The organism is Devosia sp. SL43 (assembly GCF_021729885.1).
In the GTDB taxonomy this organism is placed as follows: domain Bacteria; phylum Pseudomonadota; class Alphaproteobacteria; order Rhizobiales; family Devosiaceae; genus Devosia.
This window is the reverse complement of the sequence record NZ_CP063401.1, coordinates 1,243,049-1,259,123: the sequence shown is the minus strand read 5'-3', so window position 1 is coordinate 1,259,123 and position 16,075 is coordinate 1,243,049. Positions and strand designations below refer to the sequence as shown.

General features: G+C 63.8%; 14 protein-coding genes. 4 read left to right on the top strand and 10 right to left on the bottom strand.

Annotation, left to right across the window (positions count from 1 at the left end; translation table 11 throughout):
* The first annotated feature begins 4 nt into the window (after positions 1–4).
* Both IM737_RS06195 and hemH read left to right on the top strand, forming a co-directional pair.
* Positions 5–1,693 carry a HoxN/HupN/NixA family nickel/cobalt transporter gene (locus IM737_RS06195; RefSeq protein WP_236899049.1) on the top strand — a complete coding sequence of 563 codons (1,689 nt, stop codon included), beginning with the start codon at positions 5–7 and terminating at the stop codon, positions 1,691–1,693.
* A 95-nt stretch (positions 1,694–1,788) separates the two neighbouring features.
* The gene (hemH, locus tag IM737_RS06190; protein WP_236899048.1) at positions 1,789–2,814 is read left to right on the top strand and encodes a ferrochelatase; all 1,026 of its coding nucleotides are present in this window, start codon (positions 1,789–1,791) and stop codon (positions 2,812–2,814) included.
* A 175-nt stretch (positions 2,815–2,989) separates the two neighbouring features.
* On the opposite strand, the gene IM737_RS06185 is transcribed toward hemH, so the two are convergent.
* The 7 genes from IM737_RS06185 to IM737_RS06155 form a co-directional block, all read right to left on the bottom strand.
* Complete coding sequence (locus tag IM737_RS06185; RefSeq protein WP_236899047.1) at positions 2,990–3,709, bottom strand: FadR/GntR family transcriptional regulator; 720 nt, start codon at positions 3,707–3,709, stop codon at positions 2,990–2,992.
* A 69-nt stretch (positions 3,710–3,778) separates the two neighbouring features.
* Positions 3,779–4,978 (bottom strand): aminotransferase class V-fold PLP-dependent enzyme, encoded by a 1,200-nt coding sequence (locus IM737_RS06180; protein WP_236899046.1) that lies wholly within the window; start codon positions 4,976–4,978, stop codon positions 3,779–3,781.
* Position 4,979: 1 nt separating this feature from the next.
* Entirely contained in the window at positions 4,980–5,864 is an 885-nt protein-coding gene (locus IM737_RS06175) for an ABC transporter permease (protein ID WP_236899045.1), read from the bottom strand.
* Positions 5,861–6,790, bottom strand: coding sequence for an ABC transporter permease (locus IM737_RS06170; protein ID WP_236899044.1), 930 nt, complete (start codon positions 6,788–6,790; stop codon positions 5,861–5,863). The genes IM737_RS06175 and IM737_RS06170 overlap by 4 nt, the downstream gene beginning before the upstream one ends.
* A gap of 10 nt (positions 6,791–6,800) precedes the next feature.
* Complete coding sequence (locus IM737_RS06165) at positions 6,801–8,558, bottom strand: ABC transporter ATP-binding protein (protein ID WP_236899043.1); 1,758 nt, start codon at positions 8,556–8,558, stop codon at positions 6,801–6,803.
* Between the two features lie 59 nt (positions 8,559–8,617).
* Positions 8,618–10,222: a peptide ABC transporter substrate-binding protein gene (locus IM737_RS06160; protein ID WP_236899042.1), complete on the bottom strand. Its 1,605-nt coding sequence runs from the start codon at positions 10,220–10,222 to the stop codon at positions 8,618–8,620.
* Between the two features lie 372 nt (positions 10,223–10,594).
* On the bottom strand, positions 10,595–12,955 hold the full coding sequence (locus IM737_RS06155; RefSeq protein WP_236899041.1) for a transketolase-like TK C-terminal-containing protein: 2,361 nt from the start codon (positions 12,953–12,955) through the stop codon (positions 10,595–10,597).
* A gap of 191 nt (positions 12,956–13,146) precedes the next feature.
* On the opposite strand from IM737_RS06155, the gene IM737_RS06150 reads away from it, so the two are divergent.
* Complete coding sequence (locus IM737_RS06150; RefSeq protein ID WP_236899040.1) at positions 13,147–13,548, top strand: Lrp/AsnC family transcriptional regulator; 402 nt, start codon at positions 13,147–13,149, stop codon at positions 13,546–13,548.
* Here IM737_RS06150 and IM737_RS06145 read toward each other — a convergent pair.
* From IM737_RS06145 to IM737_RS06135, 3 genes are all read right to left on the bottom strand, one after another.
* Positions 13,545–13,826: a hypothetical protein gene (locus tag IM737_RS06145; RefSeq protein ID WP_236899039.1), complete on the bottom strand. Its 282-nt coding sequence runs from the start codon at positions 13,824–13,826 to the stop codon at positions 13,545–13,547. The two genes, IM737_RS06150 and IM737_RS06145, sit on opposite strands and share 4 nt — an antisense overlap.
* 400 nt (positions 13,827–14,226) lie before the next feature.
* Entirely contained in the window at positions 14,227–14,619 is a 393-nt protein-coding gene (locus IM737_RS06140; RefSeq protein WP_236899038.1) for a hypothetical protein, read from the bottom strand.
* Positions 14,620–14,921: 302 nt separating this feature from the next.
* The gene (locus IM737_RS06135; protein ID WP_236899037.1) at positions 14,922–15,116 is read right to left on the bottom strand and encodes a hypothetical protein; all 195 of its coding nucleotides are present in this window, start codon (positions 15,114–15,116) and stop codon (positions 14,922–14,924) included.
* Between the two features lie 159 nt (positions 15,117–15,275).
* Here IM737_RS06135 and IM737_RS06130 point away from each other — a divergent pair, with 159 nt between their 5' ends.
* On the top strand, positions 15,276–15,812 hold the full coding sequence (locus tag IM737_RS06130) for a hypothetical protein (protein WP_236899036.1): 537 nt from the start codon (positions 15,276–15,278) through the stop codon (positions 15,810–15,812).
* The last annotated feature ends 263 nt before the right edge of the window (positions 15,813–16,075 follow it).

Below are 16,075 nucleotides of genomic sequence, written 5' to 3'. Positions count from 1 at the left end.
GGAATTGACGTTTCGCGTTCTCAGACGCCGGCTTGCTGGCGCGGTCGTTGGGCTGCTCGCATTCACCCTTCCGGCCATCGCGCATCCGCACATTTTTATCGATGCCAAGGTGACGGTCGTCTTCAACGATGCCGGCGATGTCATCGGGCTCAAGAACGAGTGGACCTTCGACCAGGCTTTCTCCGTCTGGATGGTGCAGGGGCTCGATACCAACGGCGACCGCGAGACGAGCTCGGAGGAACTGCAGCCGTTCGCCGACGACAACATGAACGGCCTCAGCGAATACGGCTTCTATACATTCGCCGGATCGGGCGATGACCTGATGCAGTTTACACCGGTTGGCGACCAGAAAATGGTCTATTCGGGTGAGCGCGTGACGCTGTCCTACTCTCTCAAGGCCAGCGCACCGCGACCGGTGGGGACGTCGTTCGAGCTGGGAATCTACGACCCGGAATATTACGTCGCGATCACGTTTGCCGATGCCTCGGACGTGGTGCTGGAGAATGCGCCGCCGGCCTGTGGCGTTACGCTTGAGCCGCCCAAGGAGATGAGTGACGAGCTGCAGACCCGGCTCTACTCGCTTGGGCCGGATGTCACCGAACTGCCGCCCGACCTGGCGGCGGCGATGCGCGGGACGCAGGGAATGATCGTTGTCAGGTGTGACGGCAGCGTTCCGGCGGCACCACATGTGGATGCGACCAACGCGCTCGACGCGGTCAACCAGGTGGCCCAGGCATCGCCGGGCCTGCCGTTCGGTGGCCCGCCGCCGGAGCCGGGGCTGAACCTGCCCCGTACAGGGTTCTTTGGCTGGTTGCAGACGCAGCAGCGGGAATTCTACGGGTCGATGAATGCGGCGCTCGGTTCGCTGAGGCAGGACTGGACGGCGTTCTGGCTGCTGGGCGGGCTGAGCTTTCTCTATGGCGTGTTTCATGCCGCCGGGCCTGGGCACGGCAAGGTGGTGATCTCGTCCTATGTGCTGGCCAACGAAACGCAGTTGCGGCGCGGGGTGACGCTCAGCGTGCTGTCGGCACTGCTGCAATCGGTGGTGGCGGTGGTGTTCGTGCTGATTGCGGCTGTGCTTCTGGGCATGACCAGTGTCGCCATGGGCGATGCGGCGAACTGGATCGGCATTGCGTCCTACGCGATGGTGGCGCTGCTGGGCCTGTGGCTGATTGCCCGCAAGATCTTTGGCTGGGGCCATTCGCACCATCATGACGACATGGCGCAGAAGGCGCGCGGGCACTTGCATGACGATCATGATCATCACGGGCACGATCATGCGCATGACCATCACGCCCATCACGATCACGCGCATCATGACCATGCGGGTCACGATCACAGCGATCACGTGCATATCGTGACGCCGGAGGCGACCAGCGGCAGCCTGCGCGAGCAGTTGAGCGTGGTGCTGGCTGTGGGACTGCGACCGTGTTCGGGAGCGCTGGTGGTGCTGGTGTTCGCGCTATCGCAGGGGCTGTTGCCGGCCGGTATCGCGGCTGTCTTCCTGATGGGGGCCGGGACGGCGATCACTGTGGCGACCCTGGCGACTTTGGCCGTTACAGCCAAGGGTCTGGCGCGGCGGATCGGGGGGGTGGACAATCCGGTGACGGGTGCAATCGTCTGGTGGGTGGAACTGCTGGGGGCCGTCGCGGTGCTGGTGTTCGGTGTACTGCTGGTGATCGCAAGCCTCTAGAGTCGAGGGGGTGGAGCGCGACCCATCGCCGCCTTGCGGATGGCGGGGGAGCGGTTATGGTGCGCCCAGCCTAGAACCCTTCCAAACTGGCGCCCATGTCCGAATTCCTGCCGCCCGATCATCCCGCCATCAAGCCTCAGAAAATCGGCGTGGTGCTGCTCAACCTGGGTACGCCCGACGCCACCGATTACTGGAGCGTGCGGCGTTACCTGAAGGAGTTCCTCAGCGACCCGCGCGTCATCGAGACGCCCAAGTGGCTGTGGTGGCCGCTGCTCAATCTGGTGATCCTGTCGGTGCGGCCGCAGAAGAGCGGCCATGCCTATGCGCAGATCTGGGACAAGGAACACAATGCCAGCCCGCTGCTGGTGATCACCCGCAAGCAGACCGAGGCGCTGGCGCAAAGACTGGCTGGCCACGACAATGTCGTGGTTGATTTTGCCATGCGCTATGGCAATCCGTCGACGCAGAGCGTGCTGGAGCGCATGCAGGCCGAGGGCTGCACCAAGATTCTCCTGGTGCCGCTCTATCCGCAGAATTCGGCAACGACCACGGCGACCGCCAATGACAAGGCGTTCGACGTGCTCAAGACCATGCGCCGGCAGCCGGCGGTGCGGACGATGCCGGCCTATTTCGAAGATCCCAAATATATCGAGACGCTGGGCAACTCGATCCGCGACGGTGTGGCTGCTCTGGATTTTGAGCCCGATGTGGTGATCACCAGCTATCACGGGATGCCGGTGACCTACCTGCAGCGCGGCGATGTCTATCACTGCCAGTGCTACAAGACGACGCGACTGGTGCGCGAGTATCTGGGGTGGCCCAAGGAAAAGCTGATGGTGACCTTCCAGTCGCGCTTCGGGCCGACCAAGTGGCTGGAGCCCTATACCGACAAGACGCTGGAAGCGCTGCCGGGCAGGGGTATCAAGAAGGTCGCCATCCTGGCGCCGGCGTTTTCCGCGGATTGCATCGAGACGCTGGAAGAGATCGCCATGGGCGGCAAGGAAACCTTCATGGAAGCGGGGGGCGAGAAGTTCGCCTATATTCCGTGCCTGAACGACAGCCCCAGTGGGATGGACATGATCGAGGACATGGTAAGGCGGGAGCTGCAGGGCTGGCTCTGACCGGTCGCAATTCAGCTGATGCTGGTCTGCAAATGCCGGTTTTCTGCGCTTCCTGATCTCACGTACTGGAGTACGCTCCGCTCCGGTTCTCGATAACCAGCATTTTCGACTCAGCCTGAGCTGAATATCGACCGGTCAGCGTGCCCGCCTTACGCCAACAAAACTCTCTCGCGGATCAGCTTGGCCTGCCGTCGATGATGGCCTGGACTTCGCGTTCAACCGTGTCGAGCAGGCGGTTCATGGCGTCGACGCCTCTTTCCACATCGGCGGCGAGGATGGCATCGGCCAGGTCGCGGTGGATGGGGAAGGAGTCGAGGCCGAAATTGTCGGCCGCGAATGGCGAAGAGCCTCCGCGTTCGAGGGCGTGGTCGAGGTTCATCAGCAACTGGCCGTACATGGGGTTGCCGGTGGCATCGTAGATGGCGCCGTGGAAGGCGTGGTCGGCCTTACGCCAGGGGCGGCCGGCGTTCACTTCGATCAACAGCAGGTCGCAGAGGTTGGAAATCTGTTGGCGCTGGCTGGCGGTCGCTTTCACCGTGGCTTTGCGCACGACGTCGTTTTCGAGCGTGCGGCGGATTTCCATGAGGCGGAGCAGGGCCTCGCCTTCAAGACGGACCATTGTCGGTACGAGGCCGCGCGAGGTCTGGACGCGGGCGGAGAGGTAGGTGCCGTCGCCGCGGCGACGGCGGATGATGCCCAGGCCCTCCCAGCGGTTGAGCGCTTCGCGGATGGTCGAGCGGCCGACGCCGAGCGTGGCAGCGAGTGAAACTTCGGGCGGCAGGCGATCCCCGATCTTGAGGCCGGAGCGCTCGACCATATCGGCCAGCGCATCGAGCACCGCCACGCCGCGTGTGCGGGTTTCGATCGGCTCGAGATAATCCAATGCCTGTCTCACGGCGCCTTTCCTCCGGGCGGGTGCAATCGTTGTCACACACACCATAGTTCGCGCGATTTGTCAGCCTTGCTATGAGGCCTGGCGCGCCGATCCACCTTTCAAGGCTAACAGGTCGGTCAGCGCGTCGATCAGCAGGTCCATCTGCGGCTTGGAATTGTAGCCCTGCACCGAGAGGCGGCAGATGCAGGTGTCCTGCCATTTGAAGACCGGAATCTCGATGCGGTACTTGTCGTAGAGAGCGAGCTTGAGCTGTTCGGTATCGCATTCGGGAATCGGCATGGCGATCATTTGCGGGGCGCTGAATTCGGGGGCGCTGAGCGGGGCGAGGCCGGTGCGTTCACCGAGGCGCCGGGCTGTGTCGAGAGCCAGCGCGTGGCAGTGCGCCTGGACGCTGGGCCAGTCGTTGTCGCGGCGATAGTCGAGGGCGGCGGGGACGGTGAGCCAGGGCGCGGGATCGCGGGTGCCCTGCATTTCCAGTTCGTCGATGAAGGGGGTATTGCCGAACGCGCCCTTGGCGCCCGGGTTCTTGGAGTCGGCGGTCCAGCCGTGGGATATGACCAGCGGATTGATCAGGCCCTGGACTTCCGGGCGAGCGTGGAGGAAGGCCGAGCCCTTGGGGGCCATCATCCATTTGTGGCAGTTGCCGGAATAGAAATCGGCGCCGAGTTTGTCGAGTTCGAGCTTGATGTGGCCCGGTGTGTGGGCGCCGTCGATGACGCTCCAGATACCCCGCTTGCGTGCCTCGGCGATGGAACGCTCGATGGGGAAGAGCAGGGCAGTGGGCGAGGTGATGTGGCTGAGGAACAGCACCTTGGTTCGGTCGGTCATGCCTGCCACGATGGTGTCGGTGAACTGCCCTTCGGTCAGGAGCGGCATGGGCACTTTGACCACGACGACCTCGGCGCCGGTCTTGCGGCAGACATAGGCCCAGGTCTTTTCCAGGGCCGAATATTCGTGGTCGGTGGTGAGGATCTGGTCGCCGGGCTTCAGGTCAAGCGATTGGGCGACGATGTTGAGGCCGAGCGTGGCATTGGTCAGGCCGACGATATTGTCCGGCGTCGTGCCGAGTTCGGCCGCGAGCGCGATGCGTGGCTGACGCATGGTCTCGGTCAGGTTGCGGCCGAGGAATTCCACCGGCTGGCGCTCGAGTTCGAGCTGCCATTCCTGATATTTGGCGAAGACCGGGCGCGGGCAGGCGCCGAACGAGCCGTGGTTGAGGAAGACGACATCGTCGCGGATCAGGAACTGCCGGGCGAGATTTTCGGACAATTCAGCGGCCTTTCAAAGTCGGGTCGAGCGCATCGCGCAAGCCATCGCCGAAGAGCGAGGCCGCGAGCACTGATATGGCGAGAGCGGCGGTGGGGAAGACCGCCAGGTGCCAATAGAAGAACATGAAGTCGATGCCCTCATTGATCATCTGGCCCCAGGTCGGCGTGGGCGGCGGGACGCCGACGCCGAGGAAGCTCAGCGAGGCTTCGAGCATCATCGCCAGCGGGATCGCCAGGACGAAGCCGATGATGATCGGGCTGATCGAATTGGGGATCAGGTGGCGGCGGATAATGTACCAGGGTGAGGCGCCGAGCGCCTGGGCGGCGCGGACGAACTCCTTCTCGCGGAAGGATTTCACCTGGGCGCGGACCAGCAGGCAGACCTGCACCCAGCCGAAGAGGGCTGCGATGAAGACGATGGTGCCGTAGCCACCACGGGTGATGGCGCCCAGCAGCAGGGCGGCGAGCAGTGGCGGGATGACGGAGAAGACTTCGATGATGCGCATGATCACCCAGTCGATGCGGCCGCCAAAATAGCCGGCGAGGGCACCGAGCGGAATGCCAACGAGGACGCTGAACAGGGCAGCTGTGAAGCCGATGGTGAGCGAAACGCGCGAGCCATAGACGATACGCGAATAGAAGTCCCGGCCCAGATTGTCGATGCCGAACCAGTGCTCGGCAGAGGGAAACGCCAGCGCCTCGGTGAGGAAGCTCTGGGCCTCGGGATGATAGGGCGTGATCAGCGGCGCGAAGATGGCCATCAGGACCAGGATGCCGAGAACCGCGCCGCCGATGACGGCGGCCTTGTTGGACAAAAAGCGGCGCCAGGCGAACCAGAGCGGGCCGCGCTGGCGGGTCACGGGCATGGGTGCGGTGGCGTCGGTCATTCGGCGCCTCCGACGCGGATGCGGGGATTGAGCAGGGCGTAGATGATGTCGGATAGAAGGTAGGCGACACAGTACATGAAGGTGATCATCAGCATCAGCGCCATTTGCAGCGTGTAGTCACGCACCTCGATGGACGAAACGAAGTAGGCACCCAGGCCTGGAACGCGGAACATGGCTTCGACGAAGATCGAGCCGGTGGCGGTGCCGATGAACATGGGCAGGAAGACCGTCACCAGCGGGATGGCCGAGTTGCGCATCACGTGCTGGAAGATGATCCTGTTCTCGCTGAGGCCCTTGGCGCGCAGCACGGTGACGAAGGGTCGGTTGAGTGTGTCGAGCATGGCCGAGCGCGTGTAGCGGGCGTAAGTGGCCAGCGGGATGGTGGCGTAGCAGATGATGGGCAGGATCCAGCGGTTGGGCTGCGGCCAGCCGCTAGCGGGGAGCCAATTGAGCCAGACAGCGAAGATGAGGATCAGCAGCATCGAGGTGACGAAGACTGGGATGGTGAGGCCCAGCGTCGCGACGGTCGAAGCGAGATAATCGATCCACGTATTGCGATGGAGCGCGGCAGCCATGCCGAGAAGAATGCCGAGCGGGGCGCCGATGAGAACGCCTGATCCGCCGAGGATCAGGCTGGGGACCCAGGCGCGCGAGATGAGCTCGACGACGGTCTCGCCCGGGCTCTGGAAGGGCACACCGAAATCGAGGTGGAGCACACCCCACATATACTGGAAATACTGGACATGCAGTGGCTGATCGAGGCCCCACTGCGCCATCATCTTGGCGCGGACGGCTTCGGAGACCGGCATGTCATTGGCGTCGAACGGGCCGCCAGGCACCGAATGCATCATCATGAAGATGATGACCGAGACGACGATGAAGGTGAAGGCGACCGACAGGATGCGGCGGATGATGTGGGCTAGCATCGCGGTCTCCTCAATTCGTCACGATCGCCTCGACCCGGTGGCCCGGGGCGATGGTGACCAGTTGGGGGGTGGCGTTGGGGGCGGCGCCGGTCTGGATGGCGGTGTAGCGCGGCGTCTGGGCGTTGATTTCGTCGGCGGAGAGGAAGTTGCGCAGTCGGCGTTCGCTTGGGCTGGTGGCCGGAATGGCGTCGAGCAGAGCGCGCGTATAGGGATGCTGCGGATCGGCGAAGAGGCGTTCGGTCGGGCCTTCCTCGACGACGCGACCGCGATACATGACGACGACGCTGTCGGTGAGCGACTTTACGGTGGAGAGGTCGTGGCTGATGAACAGGATGGATAGCCCCATCTCCGCCTGCAGCTGCTTGAGCAGGTTGATGATCTGCGCCTTGACGGTGACGTCGAGGGCGGATGTTGGCTCGTCGGCGACAAGGACCGTGGGTTCGAGGATCAGGGCGCGGGCGATGGCGACGCGCTGGCGCTGGCCGCCGGAGAGTTCATGGGCATAGCGGCTGCCGAAACTGCGCGGCAGGCCGACACGATCAAGCCAGCCGAGGGCTTTCTCGGTCTGCTCGCGGGAGCTTCCCATGCCGTGGATATGCAGCGGTTCGGCGATGATCTGGGCCAGCGTCATCATCGGGTCGAGGGCCGAATAGCTGTCCTGAAAGACGATCTGCATGCGTTTGCGGAAGGGGATGAGCGCGGCGTTGTCGAGGCTGGAGATGTCGGTGCCATCGACCAAGATCTGGCCCCTGGACGGTTCGGTGAGGCGCATGGCCATGAGGCCGGTGGTGGTCTTGCCGGAACCGCTTTCGCCGACGATGGCGACGATGCGGTTGCGCGGCAGGACGACATCGACGGTTTGCACCGCCTGGAATTCGGCGTAGCTGACAGTGAAGCCCTTGCGGCGGCGAATGCGGAAGGATTTGCCGAGGCCGCGCAGCTCCAGCGCAGGCGCGATGGCGTCGGGATCGCCTTTTGACGGCTCGAATTTGGAATGGAGGCTGGCCAGCAGGGTCTTGGTGTAGTCGTGCGTCGGTGCCTCGAAAATCTGCTGGACGGTACCTTCTTCCATCACCTCGCCGCCATACATGACCAGCACGCGATCGACGGTTTCGGCGATGACTCCGAGGTCGTGGGTGATCATGATCAGCGCCATGCCGAATTCGGCCTGCACTTTCTTGATGAGCTGGAGGATCTGCGCCTGGATGGTGACATCGAGCGCGGTGGTCGGTTCGTCGGCGATCAGCACCTTGGGGCGGCAGGACAGGGCCATGGCGATCATGGCGCGCTGCAGCATGCCGCCTGAGAGCTGGTGCGGGTAGTATTTGAGGACGTCGCCGGCGTTCTTGATTTCGACGCGGAGCAGTAGCTGCTCAGCTTCGGCCAAGGCCTCGCGCTTGCCGATATTGCGGTGGGCCTGGATGGTTTCGACGATCTGGTGGCCGATGGTGAAGACGGGATCGAAAGCCGTCATCGGATCCTGAAAGATCATTGCGGCGGCGCGGCCGCGCATGCGTTTGAGATCGTCCTTGTCGGCCTTGAGGACGTCGATTCCGTCCAAGGTCATCTTGCTGGCGCTGACATTGGCGGTTGCCGGCAGCAGGCGGAGCAGGGCGCTGCAGCTGACGGATTTTCCCGAGCCGGATTCGCCGACAATGCCCAGGCTTTCGCCCTCGTTGACGGTGAAGCTCACGCCGCGGACCGCGTCGATCTGGCCGCCATACTGGCTGAAGCTGACCTTGAGGTCCTGGATTTCAACAAGGGACATTGAGCGGCCTTTGCTAGAGGCACTTCCCGGCGCGAGCCGGGAAGTGCGGTCGAACGCGACTACTGCTTCGTGATGTGCGTGAAGAAGTAGTGGCCGAGGCGGTCGAGCTGGGTGAAGCCGAGCGAGTTCGGCTGGACGCCGTCGCCGGTAACCTGGTCCGACACCACGGCGATGGTGATCGGATGGACGAGCGGGATGATCAGGCCCTGGTCGATCATGACCTGCTCGGCATCGGCATAGAGCTGATAGCGGGTGTCCCAATCGGATTCTGAGTCGGCCTTGGCGACTAGCTCGTCATATTCCGGAATGAAATAGCCGTGACGGCCGCCATTGTAGAAAATGCCGTAGAAGTTGGACGGATCGAGATAGTCGTATTCATAGGGCGCGATGAAGATGTTGTTCTTCTTGCCGCGCAAGCCATCCATCCATTCCGGGCCCGGCAGGGCGCGGATGTTGAGGGTGATGCCCAGGACTTCCTTGAATTCGGCCTGGAGATACTGCGCCATGGCCGGGATGATGGCGCCGTTATAGCCGCCTTCTTCGCGGTACCAGATCTCGACATCGGGGAAGCCTTCGCCATTGGCGAAGCCGGCATCGGCCAGGAACTGCTTGGCCTTCTCAGGGTCGAAGGTGGCCTGGGCCACGACGTCAGGATTGTAGCCAGGATAGCCGGGCGGCAGGATCGAGCCGGCCGGGATGGCGATGTCCTTGAGGACGGTGGAGGTCAGCTCGGCGCGATCAACCGCATAGTAGAAGGCGCGGCGGACGTTGACGTCGTTGAACGGCGCAGCGTCGAGGTCGTACGAAATGTACGAGGTGGCGAAGACGGCGTTCTGACGGATGCCGTCGGGGAAGCGCTGGGTCGCCACCGGCACCTGGCCGGTATTGAGGAACGAATAGTCGGAGTCACCGGCGAGGAAGGCCGGGAGGCCGACTTCGGGGGCGTTGAGGGTCGGATCGAGTTCGAGACGATCGATCATTGGCGACCAGGGGCCAGTATAGGTATCGGACTTGGTGAAGACGACAGAGTTGTTCGACTTCTCCCAGCTCTCGATTTCGAACGGACCGGAGGAGACGATCGAGGCGACATCGAGGGCCCAGTCGTCGCCGAGCTCGTCGACCTTGTGCTTGGGAACCGGGTACCAGAGGCTGGTGACCGACGGGAAGTAAGGCTTGGGCGCGACGGTGGTGACTTCGATGGTGAGGTCATCGACGGCCTTGAGGCCGAGCGTCGAGGCTTCGGCGGTGCCTTCGGTGACTTCCTTCCAGCCCTTGATGCCGCCGGCAAAGTCCCAGTACCAGGCGAAGTCATAGCCCGAGGTGGCGGCGCGCTGCAGGGCGAAAACGAAGTCCTCGGCGGTGAGCGGTTCGCCATCGGACCAGACGAGACCGGAGCGGAGCTTGAAGGTCCAAGTGAGGCCATCTTCGGACTGGCTCCAGCTCTCGGCCGCCATCGGCGTGAGCTCGAACTCCTTGTCGAAGGTGGCGATCGGGATCTGCAGCAGCTCGGAGCCGGTGCCGCGATCGTACACGGTCTTCATGTAGTCCATATAGGTGCCGGCGGTGCTGCCGCTGGGTGCGACGATGGTTGTCTGGGCCAGCGACGGCGCAGTCATGGCGGTGGCGACAGTCAGCGCCCCGGCAATCTTCAGCATTAGGTTCATAAAGCTCCCTCCTTGTTGCAGAGCAAGTTCTTGGACGTTTCCCGTATGCCGGCGCCTTGCACGGCGCCGGTCATTCTGTGGCAGCGCAGGCTGCGATCGACAGATCGAATTCCCCTCGAAATCGGACCAATGACATATGTCTGACAAATGCGATCGGGCTTGGCAAGCCGGTCTGTGGATAGGTTGCGCATTTCATAAGCCGGTGGCTTGAGTGGTGAGGAAATGGGCAGCAAGCTTCGTGGCACGCCCTCGTGGTCGAGGCTCGGGAAGGCTCGCACCTCACCATGGGGGCCACTGGGGCACGAACAGAAGTAGCCCTCATGGTGAGGTCCGCTTCTTCAGCGCCTCGAACCACGAAGGCATGGCACCGTGTCATCTGCCTCCACCCACTATGCCGCGTGCCGCGTTTTCGATCGCCGCCGCGTCGATGCCGAAATGGGCATAGAGGTCGTGGACAGTTCCGGTCTGGCCGAAATGTTCGACGCCCAGGGTGATCGTGCGGTGGCCGAGGACGCTGCCGAGCCAGCCCAGCGTGGCGGGATGCGCGTCGATGGCGGTAATGAGCCCAGCATGGCGGGGCACTTCGGCCAGGAGCGCTTCGATGTGACTGCGGGCGTTGAACTCGCCATGTAGGCGCGCACGCTGGGCGGCGTGCCAGCCGGCATTGAGACGGTCGGCCGAGGTGACGGCCAGAACAGCGACGTTCCGGCGATCGCCGCCGAGGCGGCCTGCGGCCTCAATAGCTTCGCTGGCGAGGACGCCCTGGTAGGCGATGACGACATCGCATTCGGGCGTCGGAGGTTTCAACCAATAGGCGCCGCGGATGATGCCGTCGGTGAGAGCCTTGTCCACGCTGCGCGGTGGCTGCTCGATGCTGCGGGTGGAGAGGCGAAGATAGACCGAGCCGCCGGTGACGTCACGCGGCCAGTCAGCGAGATCGGGGCGGGCATCGCCGAAGCGCTGCATGTAGTCGAAAGCCCAGTCGATGATGACAGAGAGCTCGTCGGCAAAGGCGGGTTCGAAGCTGGCCAGCCCATCCTGCGCCATGCCGATCAGCGGACTGGCAATGGACTGGTGGGCGCCGCCCTCGCCGGCCAGCGATACGCCGGAGGGCGTAGCGACGAGCAGAAAGCGGGCATCCTGGTAGCAGGCATAATTCAGGGCATCGAGGCCACGGGAGATGAACGGATCGTAGAGTGTGCCAATGGGCAGCAGACGCTCGCCGAAGAGCGAATGGCTAAGGCCAGCCGCGCCGAGAGCAAGGAACAGGTTCATTTCCGCGATGCCGAGTTCGAGATGCTGGCCTTCGGGGGTAAAGCGCCACTTCTGGGCACTGGGGATAGATTCTTTCTGGAAGACGTCGACCATTTCGCGGCGGGCGAAGAGGTTGCGGCGGTTCACCCAGGTGCCAAGGTTGGTCGAAACCGTGACGTCGGGCGAGGTGGTAATAATACGGCGGGCGAGGTCGCTGTCGGTCTTGGCGATGGCGTCGAGGATCTTGCCGAAAGCGGTTTGCGTAGAGGTGGCGCCGGTGCCGACGAATTGCGGGCCGATGGTGGCGACAGTCGGCGAGGTGTGGCGGCGGGATGCGCCGGTGTTGAAAGGAACTCCGGCGAGGAAGCGTTCGATTGCTTCTGGATCAGCCAGCCCCTCGAACTTGTCCCATTCGTGGCCTTCGCGGACGCTCATGGATCTGCGCAGGGTGTCCATCTGCGCACCAGTCATCTGGCCAGCATGATTGTCCTTATGGCCGGCGAGCGGCGTGGCCCAGCCCTTGACGGTGTAGGCGATGAAGACGGTCGGCCTCTCGCCGCCTGCGGCTTCGAACTGTTCGAGCAGGCTGGGCGTGCAATGGCCGCCGAGATTGGCCATGAGTTCGGCCAGTTCGGCGTCGCTGCGACGCGCGAGGAGGGCAGTCAAGTCGCCTTGGTCGCCGATTTCGTCGAGCAGCCGCTCGCGCCAGGCGGCGCCGCCGCGGAACATCAGGGCGGAGTAGATGGCGTTGGGCGCGGCGTCGATCCAGGCCTTGAGGCGATCGCCGCCGGGTTCGGCGAAGGCAGCGCGCTGCAGGGCGCCGTATTTGAGGGTGACGACGTTCCAGTCGAAGGCGCGGAAGATGGCTTCGATGCGGTCGTACAGACCCTCGCGAACGACGCCGTCGAGGCTCTGGCGGTTGTAGTCGATGACCCACCAGGTGTTGCGCAGCCCGTGCTTCCAGCCCTCGAGCAGGCACTCGTAGATGTTGCCCTCGTCCAGTTCGGCGTCGCCGACCAGGGCGATCATTCGGCCTTCGGGGCGGGATTTGTTGGCCCAGGGTTTTGCCCGGACATAGTCCTGGATTAACGAGGCGAAGGCGGTGAAGGCGACGCCGAGGCCGACTGAGCCGGTGGAGATGTCGACGTCGTCAGTGTCCTTGGTGCGGCTGGGATAGGATTGGGCGCCGCCGAAGGCGCGGAAGTTTTCGAGCTTTTCCAGCGTCTGCTTGCCGAACAGGTACTGGATGGCGTGGAAGACCGGGGCGGCGTGGGGTTTGACCGCGACGCGATCTTCCGGCTTCAGCACGCCGAAATAGAGCGCGGCCATGATGGCGGCCATGGAGGCGGAACTGGCCTGGTGACCGCCGACTTTTACGCCATCCACGTTGGGGCGGATGTGGTTGGCGTGGTGGATCATCCAGTTGGACAGCCACAGCGCCTTGCGCGTCAGCGCCTCGATGGCTTCCACACGATCCATGCTTTCCCCTCCGTCAGCAATTGTCTGACATTAGGGTCTGCCGGGGGGTGGTTCTTGCCTATTCTGCCTGCTAATCTGCGAAAGAGCGCAGGATTTGCGCAGAATGTGGGGCAGGCGTGGCGGAATCCTCCAATTTTGTTCTCAGTGCCATCGACCGCCGGATTCTGCGGGTCCTGCAGGGGGATGGGCGGATGACCGTCCAGGCGCTGGCGGAGCGGGTGGGGCTGTCGCCGTCACCATGCCTGAGGAGAATACGCCAGCTCGAGGCGGCGGGGATTATTTCGGGCTATTCGGCCAATGTGGAGCAGAAGGCGGTCGGGCTGCCGGTTTCGGTGTTCATTTCCATCAAGCTGGAGCGGCAGCGGGCGCGGGAACTGGATGCCTTCGGGGCGGCGATCAGCCGCTGGCCGGAGGTGATGGAATGCTACCTGATGACCGGGCAGTTCGACTTCCTGCTGCGGGTGGTCTGTGCCGATCTCGAGGCCTACGAGCACTTCCTGCGCGAGAAGCTGACGCAGATCGAGGGCGTGGCGTCGATCGAGAGCAGCTTTTCGCTCGGGCAGGTCAAGCACTCGCGGGTGCTGCCGATCTAGTATCGCAATGGCCGCCTGAGCTTGATTTCCATGATGCGGTCGGTGTCGGCGGCGGAGAGGTAGCGGCCGCGTTCGAGGATTTCGAGCGTATATTCCTCATAGGTCAGGCCCAGGGCCTCGGCGCGGCGGGCGCGCATGATGGCGATGTCGTAGGGGGCGTCGAAGGCCTTCTTCTTGGCGGCGGCCCACTCGAAATAATTGCCGATGCCGTTGCGGCCCCAGGGTGGGGCGTCGTCGTCGAGGGGTGGGCCGTTATTGCTGAGGCGGTCTTCGGACATGGTGCGATGATCGCCGCGTCGCGCCGTCCCGTCCAATGAATGTTCTCGATGGTGGCGATTGGACGCGCCTATGCGCCGCCCGGCCCTTTGGCGTCGCGGTTTCGGAGCGCAAGTGCGCCCGAGACGGTATGAAGCGGCTTTCGCCTCGACGGCTTGCGCCGCCTGATTGAGTTATTGAAGAGGCGAAAGCCGCTTCACACGAGCTGGTTTTTCCTGCGCACGCATCGAGCGGCCACCCACGCATTCGGGGATTGGGGCCAATGACGGGCTCTCCCGTCACCGACCCGGCCGGTGGTCAGCGTCCACGCAGGCGTCGGGCGACCCCGGCTGCCAGTCTTCCCGCCCGATGCTTCGTCGGCACCGCGTGAGCGGCGGGAATGGGTGCATTCTATCGCGGGGGTCAGTAGGCGGGGATAACTTTTCGGCGGGCGTCGCGAAACGCCTCGATGCCCTCGAAGGTCAGCCACTCGTCGCCATAGTCGTCATCGTGGTCGCGATGGTTCCAGGCAAAGGCATCGAGGGCCAGGCGGGCGTCGCGCAGCAGGGCGACGAGCGCACGATGGCTGGGCCGGTCGCGGCGGTCGAGGCGAACCAAGGAGCGGGCGCCCGGTTCGCGCGACAGCAGGCGGTAGACGTCACCCAGCAGGGTGGCGGCGGTGAAGACCAGCACCGGGCTGGCCGGCAGATCGGGCGCCTCCCGGCACGCCGTCGTGGCCACGCTGCGCAGGTCGCCCAGCCGCTCGAGCAGGCGTTCGTGTTCGATGACTTTCGCGTAAGAGATGATGTCGACCATGGGGTCCTCCTTTGCGCCTAGTGTGCGGTCGCGGCGGAGGGCGGGGATTAGTTTTTGACGCGGGCAGGATGCAGGTGCTGCTCGGTTCGGACAATATGCAATTAGGACCTATTTGCAACACGGATGGCGTGGGAGGGGACGTGGGTGAGGGTGGGGTGAGGGTGAGGGGAAGGGGAAGGGGTGAGGGGGGAGGGGAAGGGGTGAGGGGAGAATACGGGAGGGATGAGGGGAAGGAGTGGTTGGCGTGGGCTGATTGGAGGGCCGGGCGTGGGCGACGAATGGGGATGCGACGGTGGCCTTTCCTACTGGCGGATCGTCAGTGTGTTGGTGTCGCGGATGATCACCAGTTCATAGGGTTTGCTCAGGCGGTAGCGGCCGTATTCGGGGTCGAATTCGGCGAACTTGAAGCCGGCCTCGGCCATCTGGCTGGCTTCGGCAAGGGTGAGGGGCAGTTCGCGGGTGGTGCGATTGGCGAGTTCAGTGGTGAAGCTGCGCATGGCGATCTCGACAGATTTTGTTCTTTATTTGTTCTAACCCATGTCGGGGTGGGGAGTCGAGAGGGGTCGTGTTCACAAGGTGAGGCACAAGATGGCCGCGCCCGATTGCGGTCATGACGGATCAAGCGCGGGCGGCTATGCTGGGGCGATTGAGGGGCGATGCAGACGATCGTGCTCTATAACAGGATCACGCCGGGCTGGCTGGCGATCCTCGTGGCCAAGCTGGGGCTTGGCCTCTTGGTATCAGGGGCGGGCGTGATCGGCCTGCTGCGCGGCAATTTTGTCGACTCCACCTGGTGGGCGCTGGTGGCGGGGCTGGCCGTGCTCGGCGCCGGGCTGTTCGACCTGCGGCTGCTGCTCGACCCCAGGCCACAACTGACGCTGACGCCGGAGGGACTGCTGGACCACCGCATGCGCCGGCCCGTGCTGCTGCCCTGGGCGCGGGTGGCGACGATCTTTCACAACAGCACGGACGGGCACAGCCTGCATGTGACGCTCTCGGGTCTCAGCCCGACGCGCTTCACCGGGCCGGGCACGACGAAATCGCTGGTCTCCAGCACCGAGGTGGTGGTGAGCCTCGATTATGTGGATGTGTCCTTCGATGCGCTGGAGCGGCTGGTGCATCTGATAGCGCCGGATGTGGTGTTTTCCAGCCTGACCCGGCGGCCGCATGATGGGCGGGGGAAGGTGGGGTAGGGGGCGATGTGGTTGGTCTTTCGCGATGTCATTCCGGCGAAGGCCGGAATCCATGCGCGATGCTCTCCATAATCTGGTTGCTGCGGGTCGCCACGGACTTGGATTCCGGCCTTCGCCGGAATGACATCACCCAATTTATGCAATTAGGACCTATTTGCAACTTGTGTGGGCAGGACGGTGGATTGGGCGGCGAAAGGGGGGCTGAAGGGCCGGTGGGCTGGACAGGGTCGTCGCTTCCGCGCGATGGTCTGGCCGGGGGATAG

Bases quoted from the DNA above. Each gene is read 5' to 3' on its own strand.
- hemH (WP_236899048.1), top strand. From the start codon at position 1,789: ATGTCCGAATTCCTGCCGCCCGATCATCCCGCCATCAAGCCTCAGAAA.
- IM737_RS06175 (WP_236899045.1), bottom strand. From the start codon at position 5,864: ATGACCGACGCCACCGCACCCATGCCCGTGACCCGCCAGCGCGGCCCG.
- IM737_RS06170 (WP_236899044.1), bottom strand. From the start codon at position 6,790: ATGCTAGCCCACATCATCCGCCGCATCCTGTCGGTCGCCTTCACCTTC.
- IM737_RS06165 (WP_236899043.1), bottom strand. From the start codon at position 8,558: ATGTCCCTTGTTGAAATCCAGGACCTCAAGGTCAGCTTCAGCCAGTAT.
- IM737_RS06160 (WP_236899042.1), bottom strand. From the start codon at position 10,222: ATGAACCTAATGCTGAAGATTGCCGGGGCGCTGACTGTCGCCACCGCC.
- IM737_RS06155 (WP_236899041.1), bottom strand. From the start codon at position 12,955: ATGGATCGTGTGGAAGCCATCGAGGCGCTGACGCGCAAGGCGCTGTGG.
- IM737_RS06150 (WP_236899040.1), top strand. From the start codon at position 13,147: ATGACCGTCCAGGCGCTGGCGGAGCGGGTGGGGCTGTCGCCGTCACCA.
- IM737_RS06145 (WP_236899039.1), bottom strand. From the start codon at position 13,826: ATGTCCGAAGACCGCCTCAGCAATAACGGCCCACCCCTCGACGACGAC.
- IM737_RS06140 (WP_236899038.1), bottom strand. From the start codon at position 14,619: ATGGTCGACATCATCTCTTACGCGAAAGTCATCGAACACGAACGCCTG.
- IM737_RS06135 (WP_236899037.1), bottom strand. From the start codon at position 15,116: ATGCGCAGCTTCACCACTGAACTCGCCAATCGCACCACCCGCGAACTG.
- IM737_RS06130 (WP_236899036.1), top strand. From the start codon at position 15,276: ATGCAGACGATCGTGCTCTATAACAGGATCACGCCGGGCTGGCTGGCG.